The sequence below is a fragment of the Pandoraea pulmonicola genome, assembly GCF_000815105.2.
Taxonomy (GTDB): domain Bacteria; phylum Pseudomonadota; class Gammaproteobacteria; order Burkholderiales; family Burkholderiaceae; genus Pandoraea; species Pandoraea pulmonicola.
In genome coordinates this window covers 4,745,345-4,762,768 of record NZ_CP010310.2, presented here as the reverse complement: position 1 = coordinate 4,762,768, position 17,424 = coordinate 4,745,345, and the positions used below count along the sequence as shown (strand labels likewise).

Annotated in this window: 15 protein-coding genes; 10 read left to right on the top strand and 5 right to left on the bottom strand. The window is 66.6% G+C overall.

Annotated elements, in window-relative coordinates:
- Positions 1–93 precede the first annotated feature (93 nt).
- The 3 genes from RO07_RS26760 (at position 94) to RO07_RS20350 (ending at position 4,288) form a co-directional block, all read left to right on the top strand.
- Positions 94–2,565, top strand: a complete 2,472-nt coding sequence (locus RO07_RS26760) for a DUF6600 domain-containing protein (RefSeq protein WP_157118220.1) — start codon at positions 94–96, stop codon at positions 2,563–2,565.
- 149 nt (positions 2,566–2,714) lie between these two features.
- The gene (hemH, locus tag RO07_RS20355; protein WP_072637111.1) at positions 2,715–3,890 is read left to right on the top strand and encodes a ferrochelatase; all 1,176 of its coding nucleotides are present in this window, start codon (positions 2,715–2,717) and stop codon (positions 3,888–3,890) included.
- Positions 3,887–4,288 (top strand): RNA-binding S4 domain-containing protein, encoded by a 402-nt coding sequence (locus RO07_RS20350; RefSeq protein WP_052266753.1) that lies wholly within the window; start codon positions 3,887–3,889, stop codon positions 4,286–4,288. Before hemH ends, RO07_RS20350 begins: the two co-directional genes overlap by 4 nt.
- Positions 4,289–4,445: 157 nt before the next feature.
- Here RO07_RS20350 and RO07_RS20345 read toward each other — a convergent pair whose 3' ends face one another.
- Positions 4,446–4,634, bottom strand: coding sequence for a hypothetical protein (locus RO07_RS20345; RefSeq protein WP_167369440.1), 189 nt, complete (start codon positions 4,632–4,634; stop codon positions 4,446–4,448).
- A gap of 296 nt (positions 4,635–4,930) precedes the next feature.
- Between RO07_RS20345 and grpE the strand changes: the two genes are divergently transcribed.
- From grpE to RO07_RS20320, 5 genes are all read left to right on the top strand, one after another.
- Positions 4,931–5,476, top strand: coding sequence for a nucleotide exchange factor GrpE (grpE, locus tag RO07_RS20340; RefSeq protein WP_039405291.1), 546 nt, complete (start codon positions 4,931–4,933; stop codon positions 5,474–5,476).
- 181 nt (positions 5,477–5,657) lie between these two features.
- Positions 5,658–6,086 carry a thioredoxin family protein gene (locus tag RO07_RS20335; protein ID WP_039405289.1) on the top strand — a complete coding sequence of 143 codons (429 nt, stop codon included), beginning with the start codon at positions 5,658–5,660 and terminating at the stop codon, positions 6,084–6,086.
- A gap of 96 nt (positions 6,087–6,182) precedes the next feature.
- Positions 6,183–8,099 (top strand): molecular chaperone DnaK, encoded by a 1,917-nt coding sequence (dnaK, locus tag RO07_RS20330; protein WP_039405287.1) that lies wholly within the window; start codon positions 6,183–6,185, stop codon positions 8,097–8,099.
- A gap of 127 nt (positions 8,100–8,226) precedes the next feature.
- The gene (gene dnaJ / locus RO07_RS20325; RefSeq protein ID WP_039405285.1) at positions 8,227–9,369 is read left to right on the top strand and encodes a molecular chaperone DnaJ; all 1,143 of its coding nucleotides are present in this window, start codon (positions 8,227–8,229) and stop codon (positions 9,367–9,369) included.
- A gap of 3 nt (positions 9,370–9,372) precedes the next feature.
- On the top strand, positions 9,373–11,331 hold the full coding sequence (locus tag RO07_RS20320; RefSeq protein WP_039405283.1) for a chorismate-binding protein: 1,959 nt from the start codon (positions 9,373–9,375) through the stop codon (positions 11,329–11,331).
- 55 nt (positions 11,332–11,386) lie between these two features.
- On the opposite strand, the gene RO07_RS20315 is transcribed toward RO07_RS20320, so the two are convergent.
- The 3 genes from RO07_RS20315 to RO07_RS20305 form a co-directional block, all read right to left on the bottom strand.
- A complete protein-coding gene (locus RO07_RS20315; RefSeq protein ID WP_039405282.1) occupies positions 11,387–12,415 on the bottom strand; it encodes an ABC transporter substrate-binding protein in 1,029 nt (342 codons plus the stop codon).
- 72 nt (positions 12,416–12,487) lie between these two features.
- A complete protein-coding gene (locus RO07_RS20310) occupies positions 12,488–13,399 on the bottom strand; it encodes an ABC transporter permease (RefSeq protein WP_237171308.1) in 912 nt (303 codons plus the stop codon).
- 10 nt (positions 13,400–13,409) lie between these two features.
- Positions 13,410–14,210 carry an ABC transporter ATP-binding protein gene (locus RO07_RS20305; protein ID WP_052266752.1) on the bottom strand — a complete coding sequence of 267 codons (801 nt, stop codon included), beginning with the start codon at positions 14,208–14,210 and terminating at the stop codon, positions 13,410–13,412.
- Positions 14,211–14,491: 281 nt separating this feature from the next.
- Between RO07_RS20305 and RO07_RS20300 the strand changes: the two genes are divergently transcribed.
- Positions 14,492–15,154, top strand: coding sequence for a response regulator transcription factor (locus RO07_RS20300; protein ID WP_039405279.1), 663 nt, complete (start codon positions 14,492–14,494; stop codon positions 15,152–15,154).
- Positions 15,151–16,530, top strand: a complete 1,380-nt coding sequence (locus RO07_RS20295; protein ID WP_039405277.1) for a sensor histidine kinase — start codon at positions 15,151–15,153, stop codon at positions 16,528–16,530. Before RO07_RS20300 ends, RO07_RS20295 begins: the two co-directional genes overlap by 4 nt.
- Positions 16,531–16,584: 54 nt before the next feature.
- Here RO07_RS20295 and panB read toward each other — a convergent pair whose 3' ends face one another.
- Positions 16,585–17,403, bottom strand: a complete 819-nt coding sequence (panB, locus tag RO07_RS20290; RefSeq protein WP_039405275.1) for a 3-methyl-2-oxobutanoate hydroxymethyltransferase — start codon at positions 17,401–17,403, stop codon at positions 16,585–16,587.
- Positions 17,404–17,424 lie beyond the last annotated feature (21 nt).

The window sequence follows — 17,424 nt, the reverse complement described above, 5'->3', positions numbered from 1 at the left end:
CGCGGCGGCGCCCGCCGAAGGATTCGGACGGAATAACGAAATGACGCGCTCTGACAACGTACGGCGCGTTTGGCCGAACGGCCCGGAGTGTTTATGAAACCCCTCATTTCCTGGCGGACGATGGTTCGCTATCTAGGCGTTGGGCTTGCGCTGGGTGCGATGGGCGCGGCCGGCATCCCGGCGTTTGCGCAGGCACAGAGCGCCGATCCCCCTGGGCGGGTCGCCCGCCTGAACGAATTCGCTGGCACCGTGACTTACGCCCCGGCAGGCACCAGCGACTGGCGCTATGCCAACCGCAACCGGCCGCTTACCACCGGCGACGCCGTCTGGGTCGACCGCAACAGCAGCGCGGAAATGCACGTGGGCGGCACGGCCGTGCGCATTGGCGCTTCCACCAGCGTCGCGCTGTCGGCCGTCACCGATCAGAATGTGCAACTGAACGTAACGCAGGGCACGCTCGGCGTGCGTCTTCGCGGCTACGACCCGAATCAACCTTACGAGATCGATACGCCGAACCTGGCGTTCGTGCCGCAACAGGCTGGCGAGTACCGCGTCGACGTCGATCCGAACGGCGTGACGACGGTCAGCGTCTGGCGTGGGGCCGGCACGGCGTACGGGCAGGGCGCGTCGGTGCCGTTGCAGCAGGGGCAGCGCGTGGCCTTCGTTGGCCAGAATTTGACGCAGCAGCCGACTGGCCCGCTGGTCGCGGACGCCTTCGATCAATGGGTGCGCGAGCGCGATGCCAGGGAAGACGCGTCCGTCTCCGCGCGCTACGTGCCGCGCGACATGACCGGCTTCGAAAGCCTGGACGACTACGGCGAATGGCAGGAAACCGCGAGCTACGGTGCCGTGTGGGTGCCATCGAACGTCCCTTCGGGCTGGGCGCCGTATCGCACGGGGCACTGGGTCTGGGTCGACCCGTGGGGTTGGACGTGGGTCGACGAAGCGCCGTGGGGCTTCGCGCCGTATCACTACGGCCGCTGGGCCTATGTGGACGCGCGCTGGTGTTGGGTGCCGGGGCCGGTCGCGGTTCGCCCGGTCTACGCGCCGGCGCTGGTCGGCTGGGTGGGGGGCAGCGGCGGCGGCAACGCGTGGGGTGTGTCGTTCGCGGCGGGCGGCGTCGGTCTCGCCTGGTTCGCACTCGGCCCGCACGATCCGTACCGCCCTGCCTATCACGCCAGTTCGACGTACATCACCAACATCAATCGCTCGACGGTAATCAAAACGACCAACACCACCAATATCACCAACATCAACGTCAATAACATGTACGTGAATCGGAACGTGCGCGGCGCGGTGTCGACGATGCCGGCACAGGCGTTCGTGCAGGGGCGTCCGGTGGGCGCGCCGGTGGCGCTGGCCGCGCCGCGTTCCGGCCAGGCCTGGCGTGTGGCCAATACCCCGGGCGTGGCGCCGGTGCGGCAAAGCCTCGTCGGCAATAGCCGTCCGGCCGCCGGGACGCCGCCGGCCGGGGTGTTCAACCGTCAGGTGCTCGCGACGCGCGCGCCGGCGGTTCGTGCGATGACGTCGCGCGAGTTGACGAGCACCCTGCACGCCGTTCCCAACGCTGGCGGCGCGCCGTTGGCGTTCGGTCCGAACGCGGGACAGGGAGGGCGGAGCCATCCCGCGGGCCCGGCCAACGCCGGAAACGGCAGTTTGCAGTCCCGCGTGCAACCTCGCGTGACCGTGGTCAGTACCCGCGGCCCGGTGGGTGCGCCGATAGGGATCAATGGGACAAATGGGGTCAATGCGACAAACGGGGCGACCGGTGCAAACCGTGCAACGACGCCCACGCCCGCGCAGCCCGCCCTGGGGCCCGCCGGCGCGGCGCCCGCCCACGGCGGTTTGCCGCCGACAGGGGCCATGCCGCCCGCGCATGGCGCCCCCGGAGTGCCGGGCCAACCGGGGGCCCCCGGCCATCCAGGCGTCCCGGGCCTACCCGGCGCACCAGGCGTTCCCGGAGAGCCGGGCGCGCCTGGTGTACCGGGGCAGCCGGGCGCTGTGCGTCAGGGTTTCGATCGGAATCGCCCGGGACAGGTCGGGCAGCAGGCACAGGAGCCGGCACGCGGGGTGCCGCATCCACCGGGAGGCGCTGTCCCGGCGCAACCCTCGCAACCCTCAATACGCGGCGAAGTGCCGCAGGGCGTGCAGCAACCGGGGCACGACGCCGCACAGCGCGACATGCAGATGCGCCGCCAATCGACACAATCGCCGGGGGGAGCCGCCGAGGCACGCGGCGCTGCGACGCCGCAGCGTCCGGCGCCGAACACGCCGACCGAAGCGGAGCCCGGGCGTCGTCCGCAGCAGTGGCAGTCGCGCCCCGAACCCTTTGTGCCGCAAGGGCAGCCGACGCCGCAGGTGCGGCCGCAACTGCAACCGCCGCCCGAGCGCACGCAGCCCCGCCCGGAACCGCAGGCCGCCCCGCATCCGCCGCCGCAGGAGCGTCCGCACCCGCAGCCGGCGCCTCGGGAGAATCGGCCGGAGGGCGCACGTGCGCCGGCGCATGACGACCATCCGGCCGCCGAGCACCGGCCGTCGCACAAAGACGAGCATGCGCACGGCTGACACGCCGTCGTGAAGCGCGGCCGGCCTCATTCCCGCCGTCTCCTGGTTGCGAGCACGGCGATGGCGGGAACCTCTCGGGTCGGGGCGCATCCGGCGCCTGCGCCAAACCGCCGCCGGGATTACCCGGGGTTTGCGGTAAAGTACGTTCCATGCGCTTCGATCCCGAACCTATTTCGCATGGCCAGACCGGCAAGACGGCCGTTCTGTTGATCAACCTCGGCACACCGGACGAGCCGCGTCCTGCCGCCGTGCGCCGCTACCTGCGCGAGTTTCTGTCGGACCCGCGCGTCGTGGAAATCCCGCCGCTGGTGTGGCAACCGCTGCTTCGTCTGGTGATTCTGCCGTTGCGCTCGCGTCAGTCCGCGCAAAAGTACGCAACGGTGTGGACGCGTGAGGGCTCGCCCCTCAAGGTCAACACCGAATATCAGACGAACGCGTTGCGCGCGCTGCTGCATGCGAACGACTACGACGTCGTGGTCGACTACGCCATGCGCTACGGCAACCCGTCGATTCCCGATCGGATTCGCGCACTGCGCCAGAACGGCGTGGAGCGGATTCTCGTCCTGCCACTCTATCCGCAGTATTCGAGCAGCACGACGGCCACCGCCAGCGATGCCGTATTCCGCGTGCTCGGCCGCCTGCGCAACCAGCCGGACGTGCGCACGGTGCGCGATTATCACGATCACCCCGCCTATATCGAGGCGTTGCGTCAGCAAGTCGAGGGTTACTGGCAGCAGCACGGTCGCCCGGACTTCGCGGCGGGCGAGCGCCTGCTGTTGAGCTTTCACGGCGTGCCGCGCCGCACGCTCGATCTGGGCGACCCCTATCACGACCAATGCGTGCGCACGGCCCGTTTGCTGGGCGCCGCGCTCGGCCTAGACGAGACGACTTGCCGGCTTACGTTTCAGTCGCGCTTCGGCAAGGCCGAATGGCTTCAGCCGTACACCGCGCCGACGCTCGAGGAGCTGGGCCGGGGCGGGACGCCTCGCGTCGACGTGTTCTGTCCGGGTTTCACGTCCGACTGCCTCGAGACGCTCGAAGAAATCAATATGGAAGGCCGCCACGCCTACCTGTCCGCTGGTGGCAAGGCGTTCCATTTCATTCCTTGCCTGAACGGTGCGAGCGCGTGGATCACCGCGCTGGGCGAGATTGCGGCACGCCATCTGCAAGGTTGGCCGGTGCTCTCGCCCGAAGGGGCGGCCGAGGCGGCGGGAGCCGCCGTGGCCTCGACCCGGCAGCGTCAGGTGGCGGCGGTCGCGGCCTTCGATGAAGCGGTGGCGGCCGCGGCAACAGCGGCCCAAACCCAACCGGGGGCCGGGGCATGACAGTCAAGGTCGACGATTCCGCCCAGGCCGCCACGCGCATCGACAAGTGGCTGTGGGCCGCGCGCTTTTTCAAGACACGCTCGCTCGCCACGCAGGCCGTCGACCGCGGTCGCGTCCTGTGCAACGAGGCTCGCGTCAAACCGGCGCGCGACGTCCGTCCGGGCGACCTCGTCTCGGTGGACAACGGCAGCACACGCTGGGAAGTCCGCGTGAAGGCCATCGCGGAAGTGCGTGGTCCGGCATCGGTCGCGCAATCGCTCTACGAAGAGACGGAGACAAGCATTCGCGCGCGCGCCGAAGAGCGTGAGCGCCGCCATCTTTTTCAGGAGCCGGCCGCGCAGATGCACGGCCGCCCGACCAAGCGGGATCGCCGCCGCCTGGGCGGCCTCGGCGAATAGCCGTTTCGCCATCCCCCCATTTCCGACGCAGAAATGAACGCCGCCGCCGGCGAGAGGCGCGGCGGCGGACACATGAGGGAGCGGAAACGACCAGCCCCGCGAGGACGGGGCGACCGGGACGCCTGCACGGGTGGCAAGCTGCAGAGGCCCGGGGCGATCAGTGCGAGGGAATTCCGGAATTGGACGAGTGTGCCGGCATACCCGGCATTTCGACGAAGCGATGCAGGACAGCCCGCACGCCACCGTACTCGGTGTCGCGTCGGGTAACTGCGCCGGACAGGCAGATCGTAATCGTTACCGTCGTCACCAACGCAAGGATGAAGACAACAGCCAGTGGCAGCTTCATGATGCGCTCCTAGAGAACACTGCGCCGGACAGGGATGTCCGGCGAGCGGCCGGGTCCGGCATGGCACAAGAACAACCGGACCGTATTTCATGTTAGGTCGCAGCAACGGCCGATACAATAGAGGACTCGTAACGCGTGTAACCGGATATTTGCCGGTCTGCCGCGCGCACCGACCTGGCGCACAGAATGCCCGCCTGCTCTTGAAATCGGTGTGAACGCCCCTACTTTCCAAAGGGATTTGAACCGGCGGCGCATCGTCTTGGTGCGCTGCAAGAACCTTTTGACGACTCAAGCTCATGACTGAACAGCAAAACACCCCCGATCAGCCGATTCCGTCCCAGGCCGACGCGGCCCCGACCGATGCTGCGGGCGCGAACGACGCGCTGCCCTCGGTCGAGGCGCAACTTCTGGCGGCACAGGCCGAAGCGGCGGATTTCCGCGACCAGTTGCTGCGCGCGCGCGCCGAAGTGGAGAATATCCGCCGTCGTGCGGAAGAGGACGTGGCCAAGGCCCGTAAATTCGCCGTCGAGAGTTTCGCCGAAGGCCTGCTGCCGGTAATGGACAGCCTGGAAGCCGCGGCCGCCGACAAGAGCGGCGACGTGGCGAAGTTGCAGGAAGGCGTGGCGCTGACCCTGCGTCAGCTCGTGCAGGCACTCGAGCGCGGCAAGGTGAAGGTCATCGACCCGGCCGGCGCGAAATTCGACCCGCATCAGCATCAGGCCATCTCGATGGTCCCGGCCGAGCAGGAGCCGAACACCGTCGTGACCGTGCTGCAAAAGGGTTACCTGATCGCCGACCGCGTGCTGCGCCCGGCCCTCGTGACCGTCGCCGCGGCCAAGTAATCAGGCGCCGTCGGCCGCCGCTTGTCGCTTGTCATGCATGACATGATGGCAAGCTTTGCGGCGTCCGACGGAAAGTCAGGCAGAACAGGCCGCATCCGATGGGCCCGGCAGGCAGGATGGCCGGGAGGCTGCCAGGGAAAGAAGGACGGGCGCCGTCGGCGCGGGCACGGGAGCAGCGAACATGGCAGCCGATCTTCCGGGAGTGGCGGGTGTGGACGGCACGGCATTCGAGGCGTTTTCGATGCGCGAACTTACGTCGGCCACGTTCGACGAGGGCTTGCGCGAGGCGGGCGATGCGCTCGCCGTCGTGTTTTTCTGGGGCGTCGATTGCTTCAATTGCGAAGTCGCCAAGAAGACCATGCTCGCGCAGCGCGACGCCATCGCGGCGCTCGGGCTGTGCTGGTTCCACGCCAACGTGTATGCCGATATGGCGCTGGGCAAGCGCTTCGGGCTGCACGGTGTGCCCACCTTCGTCTTTTTCCGTGAGGGGAAGACGCTGGGCCGGGCGACCGGCTGGCATGGCCTGCCCCAGTTCCGGCTGGCGGTGGCCGCCGCACGCGGGAAGATCGCGGCGGCGGGCGGTAAAACCGGGTTGCAAAAAGGGGCTTGAAATGCACCGCGCTGCACCCATATGTCGTGCAGATCAACGAATTGACCGGGCGTTGAGCCCGATAGAAAGACGCAAAGGACGCTAGGAGAAATTCATATGGGCAAAATCATCGGTATTGACTTGGGCACCACCAACTCGTGCGTTGCCGTGATGGAAGGCAACCAGGTCAAGATCATCGAAAACGCGGAAGGTGCACGCACCACGCCGTCGATCATCGCTTACATGGACGACGGCGAGATTCTCGTCGGCGCCCCGGCGAAGCGCCAGGCGGTGACCAATCCGAAAAACACGCTGTACGCCGTCAAGCGCCTGATCGGCCGCCGCTTCGAAGAAAAGGAAGTGCAGAAGGACATCGGCCTGATGCCGTACAAGATCGTCAAGGCCGACAACGGCGACGCCTGGGTGGAAGCGCGCGACCAGAAGCTGGCCCCGCCGCAGATTTCCGCCGAAGTGCTGCGCAAGATGAAGAAGACCGCCGAGGACTACCTGGGCGAGCCGGTCACGGAAGCCGTGATCACGGTGCCGGCCTACTTCAACGACAGCCAGCGTCAGGCCACGAAGGACGCCGGCCGCATCGCCGGTCTGGAAGTCAAGCGCATCATCAACGAGCCGACCGCTGCCGCACTGGCTTTCGGTCTGGACAAGAAGGAAGGCGGCGACCGCAAGATCGCGGTGTATGACCTGGGTGGCGGCACGTTCGACATCTCGATCATCGAAATCGCGGATGTGGACGGCGAACACCAGTTCGAAGTGCTGTCGACCAACGGCGACACGTTCCTGGGCGGCGAAGACTTCGATCAGCGCATCATCGACTACATCATCGGCGAGTTCAAGAAGGAACAGGGCGTCGATCTGTCGAAGGACGTGCTCGCGCTGCAGCGCCTGAAGGAAGCCGCGGAAAAGGCGAAGATCGAACTGTCGTCGAGCCAGCAGACCGAAATCAACCTGCCGTACATCACGGCCGATGCATCGGGTCCGAAGCACTTGAACCTGAAGGTCACGCGCGCCAAGCTCGAAGCCCTGGTCGAAGACCTGATCGAGCGTACGATCGAGCCCTGCCGTCTGGCCATCAAGGATGCCGGCGTGAAGGTGAGCGACATCGACGACGTGATCCTGGTCGGCGGCATGACGCGCATGCCGAAGGTGCAGGAGAAGGTCAAGGAGTTCTTCGGCAAGGATCCGCGCAAGGATGTGAACCCGGACGAAGCCGTGGCGGCCGGTGCCTCGATTCAGGGCTCGGTGCTCTCGGGCGACCGCAAGGACGTGCTGCTGCTCGACGTGACCCCGCTCTCGCTCGGTATCGAAACGCTGGGCGGCGTGATGACGAAGATGATCACGAAGAACACCACGATCCCGACGAAGCACTCGCAGGTGTTCTCGACGGCCGACGACAACCAGCCGGCCGTGACGATCAAGGTGTATCAGGGCGAGCGCGAGATGGCCGCCGGCAACAAGTCGCTGGGCGAGTTCAACCTCGAAGGCATTCCGCCGGCAGCACGCGGCACGCCGCAGATCGAAGTGACCTTCGACATCGACGCCAACGGTATTCTGCACGTGGGTGCGAAGGACAAGGCGACGGGCAAGGAAAACAAGATCACCATCAAGGCGAACTCGGGTCTTTCGGATGCCGAGATCGAAAAGATGGTGAAGGACGCCGAGCTCAACGCCGAGGAAGACAAGAAGGCGCGTGAGCTGGCCGATGCCCGCAACCAGGGCGACGCGCTCGTGCACAGCACCCGCAAGGCGCTGACCGAGTACGGCGACAAGATCGAAGCGTCGGAGAAGGAAGCCATCGAATCGGCCATCACGGCGCTCGAAGGCGCCCTGCGCGGTTCGGACAAGGCGGACATCGACGCCAAGGTCGAAGCGCTGGGTACGGCAAGCCAGAAGCTCGGCGAGAAGATGTATGCCGACATGCAGGCGCAAGCCGGCGCCGCTGGCGCCGAGCAAGCCAAGCCGCATGACGACAACGTCGTCGACGCCGAGGTGAAGGACGTCACCGACAAGAAGTAATGCGTGCATGGCGCGCGGGGCACGTGGATGTGCCTCGCGTGTGGGCCGGGTATCGAAGTTCTCTGCGAAGGGAATCTCGACCCGGCTTTTTGCCTGATGGCGACATGCGCCAACATTGGAAAGACTTATGGCCAAACGTGATTACTACGAAGTCCTTGGCGTCGCCAAGAACGCCACCGACGATGAAATCAAGAAGGCGTATCGCAAGCTGGCGATGAAGTACCATCCGGACCGCAATCCGGACAGCAAGGGCGCCGAAGAGAAGTTCAAGGAAGTCAAAGAGGCTTACGAGATGCTCTCCGAGCCGGAGAAGCGCGCGGCCTACGACCAGTACGGCCACGCCGGCGTCGACCCGAACATGGGCGGCTTCGGCGGTGCGGGCGGTCAGGGCTTTGGCGGCTTCGCCGATGCGTTCGGCGACATCTTCGGCGACATCTTCGGTCAGGGCGGCCCGGGCGGGCGCGGCGGCCGCGGCGGTCCGCAGGTGTATCGCGGCGCGGATCTGCGCTACAACATGGAGATCACGCTCGAGCAGGCGGCGAACGGCTTCGACACGCAGATTCGCGTGCCGAGCTGGGAAGAGTGTGAGGTCTGCCACGGCAACGGCGCGAAGCCGGGCACCAAGCCCGAGACCTGCCCGACCTGTAACGGTTCGGGTTCGGTGCGCATGTCGCAGGGTTTCTTCAGCATCCAGCAGACCTGCCCGAAGTGCCACGGCACGGGCTCGTACATTCCCGAGCCCTGCACCAACTGCCACGGCTCGGGCAAGCTCAAGAAGACCAAGACGCTGGAGATCAAGATCCCGGCGGGTATCGAAGACGGCATGCGCATCCGTTCGTCCGGCAACGGCGAACCGGGCGTGAACGGCGGTCCGGCGGGCGACCTGTATGTGGAAATCCACATCAAGCCGCACAACGTGTTCGAGCGCGACGGCGATGACCTGCATTGCCAGATGCCGATTTCCTTCGCGACGGCGGCGCTCGGCGGCGACATCGACGCGCCGACGCTGCACGGCAAGGCGACCTTCGAGGTGCCCGAGGGCACGCAGACGGGCAAGACGTTCCGCCTGCGCGGCAAGGGGATCAAGGGGCTGCGCGCGAGCTATCCGGGCGACCTGTACGTGCATGTGCAGGTGGAGACGCCGGTCAAGCTCGACGACAAGCAGAAGCAGTTGCTGCGCGATTTCGACGCCTCGCTCAAGGCGGGCGGCGCTCGCCACAGCCCGCAGACGAAGGGCTGGTTCGACCGTGTGAAGCAGTTCTTCGAGTAAGTCATGTCAAGTGAAGCGCCGGTGGCCGCGTTTGCGCTGTTGGACGACAGCGCCGATCCGGCCGGCGGGGCGCGTCTGTATACCGGGCTCGTACGCGAGGTGACTTGCGACGAGCCCGGCGTGCTTTCCGACGCGCTTCGCGAGATGGAAGACGCCACGCGTCGCGGCCTGCATGCCGTGCTGCTGGCCGACTACGAATTCGGTGTTCGCCTGGGCGGCGTGCATACGACGGCGACGCGTCGCGCGCCGGGGCAATTCCGTGCGTTGCTGTTCCGGGACTTGCAACGACTCGACGCGATGCAGACACAGACGTGGCTGGCGGCGTACGAGGCGGCGCAGCCGAGCGACGGCGCCGCGCCAGCGCCCGTCGTCGCGCCTTCCGCGATCAGCGGCCCGCAGACCGCCATCGACACCAACACGCCGCCCGGTGTGGCGGGCGTCGCCGCCTTGCACAGCGACGTGAGCGACGAGGCGTTCGACGATGCGATCTCCCGCATCCACGACTGGCTTTCGCAAGGCGAGTGCTATCAGATCAATTACACCTACCGTCTGAACTTCGACGCCTTCGGCTCGCCCGCGGCGTTGTACCGCCGTCTGCGGGCTCGCCAGCCGGTGCCTTACGGCGCGCTCGTCGTGCTGCCGGGCGCGCGCGGGGTTGCTGGCCGGGCCATTCTCTCGCTCTCGCCTGAACTGTTCCTGCGCCACTCGGGCGGACGCATCGAAGCGCGTCCGATGAAGGGCACGGCGCCCGCCAGCGCAGACGCGGCCATCGACACCGAGCGCAGTGCCGCGCTTGCGGCCGACGAGAAGAACCGCGCCGAGAATCTGATGATCGTGGACCTGCTGCGCAACGATCTCGGGCGTCTCGCGACGCCGGGCACCGTCAGCGTGCCGAAGCTCTTCGAGGTCACGCGGTTTTCCAGCGTGCTGCAGATGACATCGACGGTCACGGCCACGTTGCCGCCCACGACGACGTTTGCCGACGTGCTGCGTGCGTTGTATCCGTGTGGCTCGATCACCGGCGCGCCGAAGCATCGCACGATGCAACTGATCGGCGAGCTGGAGTCGTCGCCGCGCGGCCTCTATACCGGCGCCATCGGCTGGCTCGACCCACGTCGGGACGATCCGCACGCGCTCGGCGACTTCTGTCTGTCGGTCGCGATCCGCACGCTCGAACTCGAAGCACCGGACGTCGATGGCGTGCGTCGCGGCAGGCTCGGCGTGGGCGCCGGCATCGTGCTCGACAGCAAGGCCAGCGAGGAGCGCGAGGAGTGCCGTCTCAAGGCGCGTTTCCTGAGCGCACTCGACCCGGGTTTCGAACTGTTCGAAACGATGCGGGCCGCACGGGGCGGCGGTGTCGCGCACGTCGAGCGGCATCTCGCGCGGCTGGCGGCATCGGCCGCGTATTTCGGCTTCCGCTTCGACGCACAAGCGTTGCGCACGCAGCTCGACGCCGTCGTCGCATCGTTTGTCGACGATGCGTCGCACCGTGTGCGGCTTGCGCTGTCGCACGGCGGCACGGTCGCGATCACGCATGCACCGCTGACGCCGCTGCCTGCCGGCACGGTGAATGTCATGCTCGCCGACGACGCCAGCGCCACCCGCGCGAACGACCTGTTCCTGCGCCACAAGACCACGGTGCGCGCGCGCTACGATGCGGCGTGGCGGGAGGCGGAAGCGAACGGCGCGTTCGACACGCTGTTCTTCAACGAGCGGGGAGAGTTGACGGAAGGCGGGCGCTCGAACGTGTTCGTCAAGCGCGATGGCGTCTGGGTGACACCGCAGCTGTCATCGGGCGTGTTGCCGGGCGTGATGCGTGGCGTGATGCTCGCCGACCCCGCCTGGGCCGCCGTCGAAGGCGTGATCACGCGCGAGGAACTGCTCGCCGCGAGGGAGATCGTCGTGTGCAACGCGCTACGCGGCGCGTTGCCTGCCAAACTGCTGATGGCCTCGCCTGTTTGACGAGGCTCGTGCGAGACGGCGTGAGAAGGCACACACGCCGCCCCCCACCGAGACTTCAGCTACCCTGACGTGCCGCCATCTGCGGCACGAACAGATCGCTCCACTTGGCCGGGCGCGTCTTGATCGTACCCGCGCGTCCCATGAACTCCACGTACTGCATCAGCCCGTTGGGCGTCGTGGTGAACTGCAGACCCGGGTCGGCGAGCATCTGCTCGATCTCGGCCTGCGGCAGGTTCATTTTCGACACGCGCAGGAAGGTCTTCGCCGCGCCGACCTTGTCCTTCGCGATGTAGGCGGCCGCTTCCTCCTGCGCGTCCAGGATCGCCTGCACGAGCTTGGGGTTCTGGACGGTGAACTGCTTCGGCGCGAACACCACGTCGATGGTGATGTTGCCCAGCACGTCGGTCGAATTCAGCACGCGCTTGATGCGTGGATCCTTCAGTTCCTGATACGAGAACGGCGGCGAGGTGAAGTGCGCCGTGATTTCGGTCTTGCCCGAGAGCAGCGCGCTCACGGCTTCCGGATGGCTCAGGCTGACCGTCTGCGGATCGAGCTTGGCGTAGTTCTCGATGCCGAACGTCTTGGCCACGGCCATTTGCAGCAGCACGGCCGACAGCGACGTCTTGATGCCCGGAATCGCGATCTTGTCCTTCGGCGTGAAGTCCTTGAGCGACTTGATGTTGGGGTTGTTCGTGTTCAGCCACAGCGGGCCGGTCGAGAGCGCCGACAGGCCGATCACTTCCGAGCGCGGAATGCCGTGTGCCTTCGACCACAGCGTGACGAAACCGGGCGCGCCGGTGCCGGCGACGTCGAGGTTGCCGGCGAGCATGGCGTCATTGATGACATTGCCGCCGTCGAGAATGGTCCACGTCGTCTTCACATCGCCCAGGCCCAGTGCCTTCGCATGCTTTTCGACGAGCTGCTGGTCGCGCATGACCATCAGCGGCAGGTACAGAATGCCGTACCCATGCGACAGGCGTACGGTGCTCGCTTCGGCATGCGCCGCGTTGCCGAGGGTGGACAGCGCGGTGGTGGCGGCCAGCGCGAGGGCGCCCGCCCAGCGGGTGAAATGGCGTCGGTTCATGGTGTTGTCGTCTCCGTATGGTTGGAATTATTCATGCCCCCGAAGGGGCGTCAATCTCGCTGCATGTCAGCGTCACTGCTGCATGCCCCAGCGGTGCAGCGTGCGCTTCTCGATGCGCGCGAACAGCAGGTTCTCCACCGCCAGCCCGATCAGGATCACGAAGAACAGCCCGGCGAATACGTTCGCCGTTTCCAGCGAGTTGCGGTTTTCGAAGATGTACCAGCCCAGGCCGCCCGAGCCGGACGACACGCCGAACACGAGTTCGGCGGCGATCAGCGTGCGCCAGGCGAAGGCCCAGCCGACCTTCAGGCCGGTGAGAATGCTCGGGAATGCGGCCGGGATGAGCACGTGTTGCACGAGCGCGAAGCGCTTCAGGCCATAGTTCTGCCCGACCATGCGCAGCGTTTTCGACACGCCCCGGAACCCGCTGTGGGTGTTCAGCGCCACCGCCCACAGCACCGAGTGCACGAGCACGAAGATCACGCTGCCGTTGCCCAGACCGAACCAGATAAGCGCGAGCGGCAGCAGGGCGATGGCGGGCAGCGGGTTGAACATGGCCGTGAGCGTTTCGAGCAGGTCGTTGCCGATCTTCGAACTGATGGCCACGGTGGTGAGCACGGCCGCCAGCGCGATCCCGATGCCGTAGCCGACGAGTAGCGTCTTGAGCGAGATCGCGGCGCGCAGCAGCAGCACGCCGCTCGTCAGACCGCTGGCGAAGGCCGCGACCGTGTCGGAGAAGCTCGGAAAGAGCAGGGCGTTGTCGAGCCAGCGGCCGTAGATTTCCCAGATGATGGCCAGCACGCAGAGGATGACGGTCTTGCGCAGCCAGCTCAGGCGGTAGAGCGTCTCGAAGGCGGAGAGCGGACGCTGGATCGACGAGAGCTCCGCCTGCACCGGTTCGAGCACGATTTCCGGACGATAGACCGGTTCGATGCGCGGCGTTTGCTCGGCCGGCACGGGGTGTTGCGAGGCAATGGCGTTCATGGTCGTGTCCTCAATGCGCGGCGAACAGCAGTTGATCGATGCGCGATTCGAGCGCGCTCTGGTGTGCGGTGCCGAGCTGGTCGGGCGCAATGCTGTTGAGCTCCGCCTTGACCTGACCCGGATGCGGCGAGAGCAGCAGAATGCGGGTGCCGATGCGAATGGCCTCGTCGATGCCGTGCGTGACGAACAGCACCGTGAAGCGCGTGTCGTCCCAAAGGCGCAGCAGTTCGTCCTGCATCTTGCGTCGCGTGAGGGCGTCGAGCGCGGCGAACGGCTCGTCCATGAGCAGCACATCGGGCTCCATCGCCATGCCTCGGGCAATCGACACGCGCTGCTTCATGCCGCCGGACAATGTGTGCGGATAGCTGTCGATGAACTTCGCGAGGCCGACCTTTTCGATGTAATACGCGGCGCGCTCGGAGGCTTCGCGTCCCTTCAGGCGAGCGCTGGCGGTCAGCGCGAACTCCACGTTCTGGCGCACCGTCTTCCACGGCAGCAACTGGTCGAATTCCTGGAACACCATCATGCGGTCGGGGCCGGGCTCGGCGATCGTGCGGCCCTTGAGGCGGATTTCGCCGTGCACCGGCGGCAGGTAGCCGCCAATGGCCTTGAGCAGCGTGGACTTGCCGCAACCGGACGGGCCGAGCAGCACGAAGCGGTCGCCCGGATAGACATTGAAGCTCACTTGCTGGGCGGCGGTGACGAGGTAGTCGTCGGTCTTGTACTGCAGCGTGACGCGGTCGATTTCCAGCAGCGGCGGCACGGCGGCCGCCACTGGGCCTTCCGCGCCCATCGGGGGGGCGATCTGCATGGCGTGTCTCCTGAGGGATGCTTTTATAATCGGCTCCGATACTAAGCAGCCAAGCTGTAGCGAAGCTGACATCGCGGGCTGGCGGAGCCCCGATTCAGGGGAAACACCGAGGCCGCCGTCCCGGATTTCCCAGACAATGCCGACAGAACGCCTGGAGGAGGCGTGCTCCGCCGCGCATGGCATCGAGAGGCATCGCACGACAGAGCAAGGCGGGGTACGGCGAGGTACGACGGGCCATGCTCGCCGTCGCGCGACATTGCACGGAAGGAGACACAGGAATCATGCGCATCATGCTGGTGGAGGACACCGCCGACGTCGCCGAAGCCATCGCGACGCAGTTGCGCAAGCTCGGCCACGCGCTCGATTGCGAGACCGACGGTGCGGTGGCGGCGGCGCGCATCGGCGACGACTACGACCTGCTGATCCTCGACGTGATGCTGCCCCACGTCGACGGCTTCGAGCTGCTGCGACGTGTGCGCGAGCGGGGTCTGTCCACGCGCGTGCTTATGCTCACCGCGTGCGCGGAGATCGAGGAGCGTGTGCGGGCGCTCGATCTCGGCGCCGACGACTATCTCACCAAGCCATTCGATTTCCGCGAGCTGGAAGCGCGTGTGCGCGCTCTCATGCGTCGCACGGGGCAGGACGCGACGAACCGGCTCACGTGCGCCAACCTCACGCTCGACCGCAAGAGCCGGGGCGTCGAAGTCGACGGTCAGCCGGTCGAGCTCACGCGTCGTGAAGTGACGCTGCTCGAAATCCTCGCGGCGCGCCCTGGACGCATCTTCGGCAAGGACGAACTCATGGACCGCTTGTATGGCGACGAGCCCGCGCCGAATGCGAACGCCATCGAGCAATACGTGGCGCGTTTGCGCAAGAAACTCGCCGCGGCGCGGTTTCAGATTCGGACCTTGCGCGGACTGGGCTATCAGCTCGTGCTGTCATGATCGTTCCGGGCCGTTCGCTTTATCTGCGGCTCGTCGTCCGCATGGCCGCGGTGCTGGCCTTCGCGGCGGTGGCGGTGATGCTGGGCATCTGGTTTTCCACGCGCGCGGCGGTCGATCGCGCGTACGACCGGTGGCTGCTCGGCAGCGCGCTGCAGGTTGCCGAGAACACCTGGTACCAGAACGGCGAAGTGAACGTGGACGTGCCGCTCGCCGCGTTCTCCGCGCTCGCGCCGGGCGATCAGATCTTCTACACGGTGCTCGATCCGAACGGCCGCTCCGTGGCGGGGGACTCCGAATTTCGACCGACGATTCCGTGGGACAAGCTCGACGACGGCCCCATCGTCGTTGACGGCACTTATCAGGAGATGCCGATCCGCGTCGCGATCGTCGGGCGCCGCATGCCGGTGAGCGCCCCGCATCCGTGGGCCGTGGTGGCGCTCGCGCACACCCAGAACGCGCGCGTGCGTTTCACGCGCGGGCTGGCGGACAACACGCTGCTCATCACCATTGCGACGGGCGTTCTGACGTTGCTCGCCGCGTTGTGGACGCTGCGCCAGGCGCTCGCGCCGCTCAAGCAGATCGAGGCGGCGATCCGGGCGCGCGATTCCAACGACCTCGTGCCCCTCGCGGTGACGGCCCCGGCGGAGACGCTGGCGCTGGTCGGCGCGATCAACGACTTCATGCGACGGCTGGCGACTTCGCGCGCGCTCATGCGCCGCGTGATCGGCGACGCCGCACATCAACTGCGCACGCCGGTGACGGCGCTCACGGCACAGGCCGAGATGCTCACGCAAACGCAGGACGAAGCGCAGCGTCAACTCCATATCGCGCGGATCCAGGCGCAGGTGCGCGGGCTGGGCGGGCTGATCCATCAACTGATCAATCACGCGATGGTGCAGCACCGCACGGACAGCGCGGCTCGCGTGCCGGTCGATCTGAACGAGCTGCTGTCCACCGCGATGCGCGAAACGCTGTCGTATGCGACGCGCGATATCGACGTCGCGCTGCACATGCCGGACGACGAGCCGTGCAGGGTCGTCGGCGACGCGCTGAGCCTGCGCGAAGCGGTCAAGAACGTGCTGGTCAATGCGCTGGCCTACGGCGCGCCGCGGCGTCTGCACGTCGATGTGACGCGCGTGGGCGAGCAATGGTCAGTGCGCTTCTTCGACGATGGACCGGGTATTCCTGCGTCGGAATGGCAGCGCGTGCGCACGCCGTTCTCGTCGCGCGCCGACGGTCGCGAAGGTGCTAGCCTCGGACTGGCGATGGTGGCGGAGGTGATGCACGCGCACGGCGGGCAGATGACCTTCGAGCATATCGAAGGCGAAGGCTTCGCCGTCGTGCTGACGTTACCGGTGGCGGAACCGGAACAATAAAAAAGCGGCTCGTTCGTGAGCCGCCTTTCTACATTCGCCTGACGCCATCCGCGTTCAGAAGCAGTGTTCCTGTGATGGGAACGAACCATGCTTGACCGCTTGCACATAGGCTTCGACCGCGGCGGCGATGCTCGGCTGGCCTTCCATGAAGTTCTTCGAGAACTTCGGCGATTTGCCGGGGAACACGCCCAGCATGTCGTGCAGCACGAGCACCTGCCCGTCGCAGTCGGGGCCGGCGCCGATGCCGATGGTCGGCATCGTCGGCAGTGCGGGCGTCACGCGTGCGGCGAGCCCTGCCGGAATCGCTTCGAGCACCACCAGCTGCGCGCCGGCGGATTGCAATGCGCGCGCATCGTCGAGCAATTGCACTTGCGCGTCATCCTCACGCGCCTGCACCTTGAAGCCGCCGAACGCGTGCACGGACTGCGGCGTGAGGCCCAGGTGAGCGCATACGGGGATGCTGCGTTCAATGAGGAAGCGCACCGTCTCGGCGAGCCACGCGCCGCCTTCGATCTTCACCATCTGCGCACCGGCCTGCATGACGGCGACCGCGCTCTGATACGCCTGCTCCTTGGTACCGTACGTGCCGAAGGGCAGGTCGGCGAGCACCAGCGCCTTGCTGGTCGAGCGGGCGACGCATTCGGTGTGATAGCAGATGTCGCGCAGCGTGACGGGCAGCGTCGTGCCCTGGCCCTGGATCACGTTGCCGAGCGAATCGCCGATGAGAATGACATCGACGCCCACACGGTCGAGCAGGGCGGCGAAGCTCGCGTCGTAGGCGGTGAGCATGGCGATCTTCTCGCCCCGCTCGCGCATCTGGGCAAGTCCGGGAACGGTCACGGCCTTGCGGTTGGATTCCTGCAGATAACTCATGTCGGCCTCGGTTCAGGAGGA

Bases quoted from the DNA above. Each gene is read 5' to 3' on its own strand.
- dnaJ (WP_039405285.1), top strand. From the start codon at position 8,227: ATGGCCAAACGTGATTACTACGAAGTCCTTGGCGTCGCCAAGAACGCC.
- RO07_RS20350 (WP_052266753.1), top strand. From the start codon at position 3,887: ATGACAGTCAAGGTCGACGATTCCGCCCAGGCCGCCACGCGCATCGAC.
- RO07_RS20310 (WP_237171308.1), bottom strand. From the start codon at position 13,399: ATGAACGCCATTGCCTCGCAACACCCCGTGCCGGCCGAGCAAACGCCG.
- RO07_RS20345 (WP_167369440.1), bottom strand. From the start codon at position 4,634: ATGAAGCTGCCACTGGCTGTTGTCTTCATCCTTGCGTTGGTGACGACG.
- dnaK (WP_039405287.1), top strand. From the start codon at position 6,183: ATGGGCAAAATCATCGGTATTGACTTGGGCACCACCAACTCGTGCGTT.
- RO07_RS20305 (WP_052266752.1), bottom strand. From the start codon at position 14,210: ATGCAGATCGCCCCCCCGATGGGCGCGGAAGGCCCAGTGGCGGCCGCC.
- panB (WP_039405275.1), bottom strand. From the start codon at position 17,403: ATGAGTTATCTGCAGGAATCCAACCGCAAGGCCGTGACCGTTCCCGGA.
- RO07_RS26760 (WP_157118220.1), top strand. From the start codon at position 94: ATGAAACCCCTCATTTCCTGGCGGACGATGGTTCGCTATCTAGGCGTT.
- RO07_RS20320 (WP_039405283.1), top strand. From the start codon at position 9,373: ATGTCAAGTGAAGCGCCGGTGGCCGCGTTTGCGCTGTTGGACGACAGC.
- hemH (WP_072637111.1), top strand. From the start codon at position 2,715: ATGCGCTTCGATCCCGAACCTATTTCGCATGGCCAGACCGGCAAGACG.
- RO07_RS20315 (WP_039405282.1), bottom strand. From the start codon at position 12,415: ATGAACCGACGCCATTTCACCCGCTGGGCGGGCGCCCTCGCGCTGGCC.
- RO07_RS20300 (WP_039405279.1), top strand. From the start codon at position 14,492: ATGCGCATCATGCTGGTGGAGGACACCGCCGACGTCGCCGAAGCCATC.
- grpE (WP_039405291.1), top strand. From the start codon at position 4,931: ATGACTGAACAGCAAAACACCCCCGATCAGCCGATTCCGTCCCAGGCC.
- RO07_RS20335 (WP_039405289.1), top strand. From the start codon at position 5,658: ATGGCAGCCGATCTTCCGGGAGTGGCGGGTGTGGACGGCACGGCATTC.
- RO07_RS20295 (WP_039405277.1), top strand. From the start codon at position 15,151: ATGATCGTTCCGGGCCGTTCGCTTTATCTGCGGCTCGTCGTCCGCATG.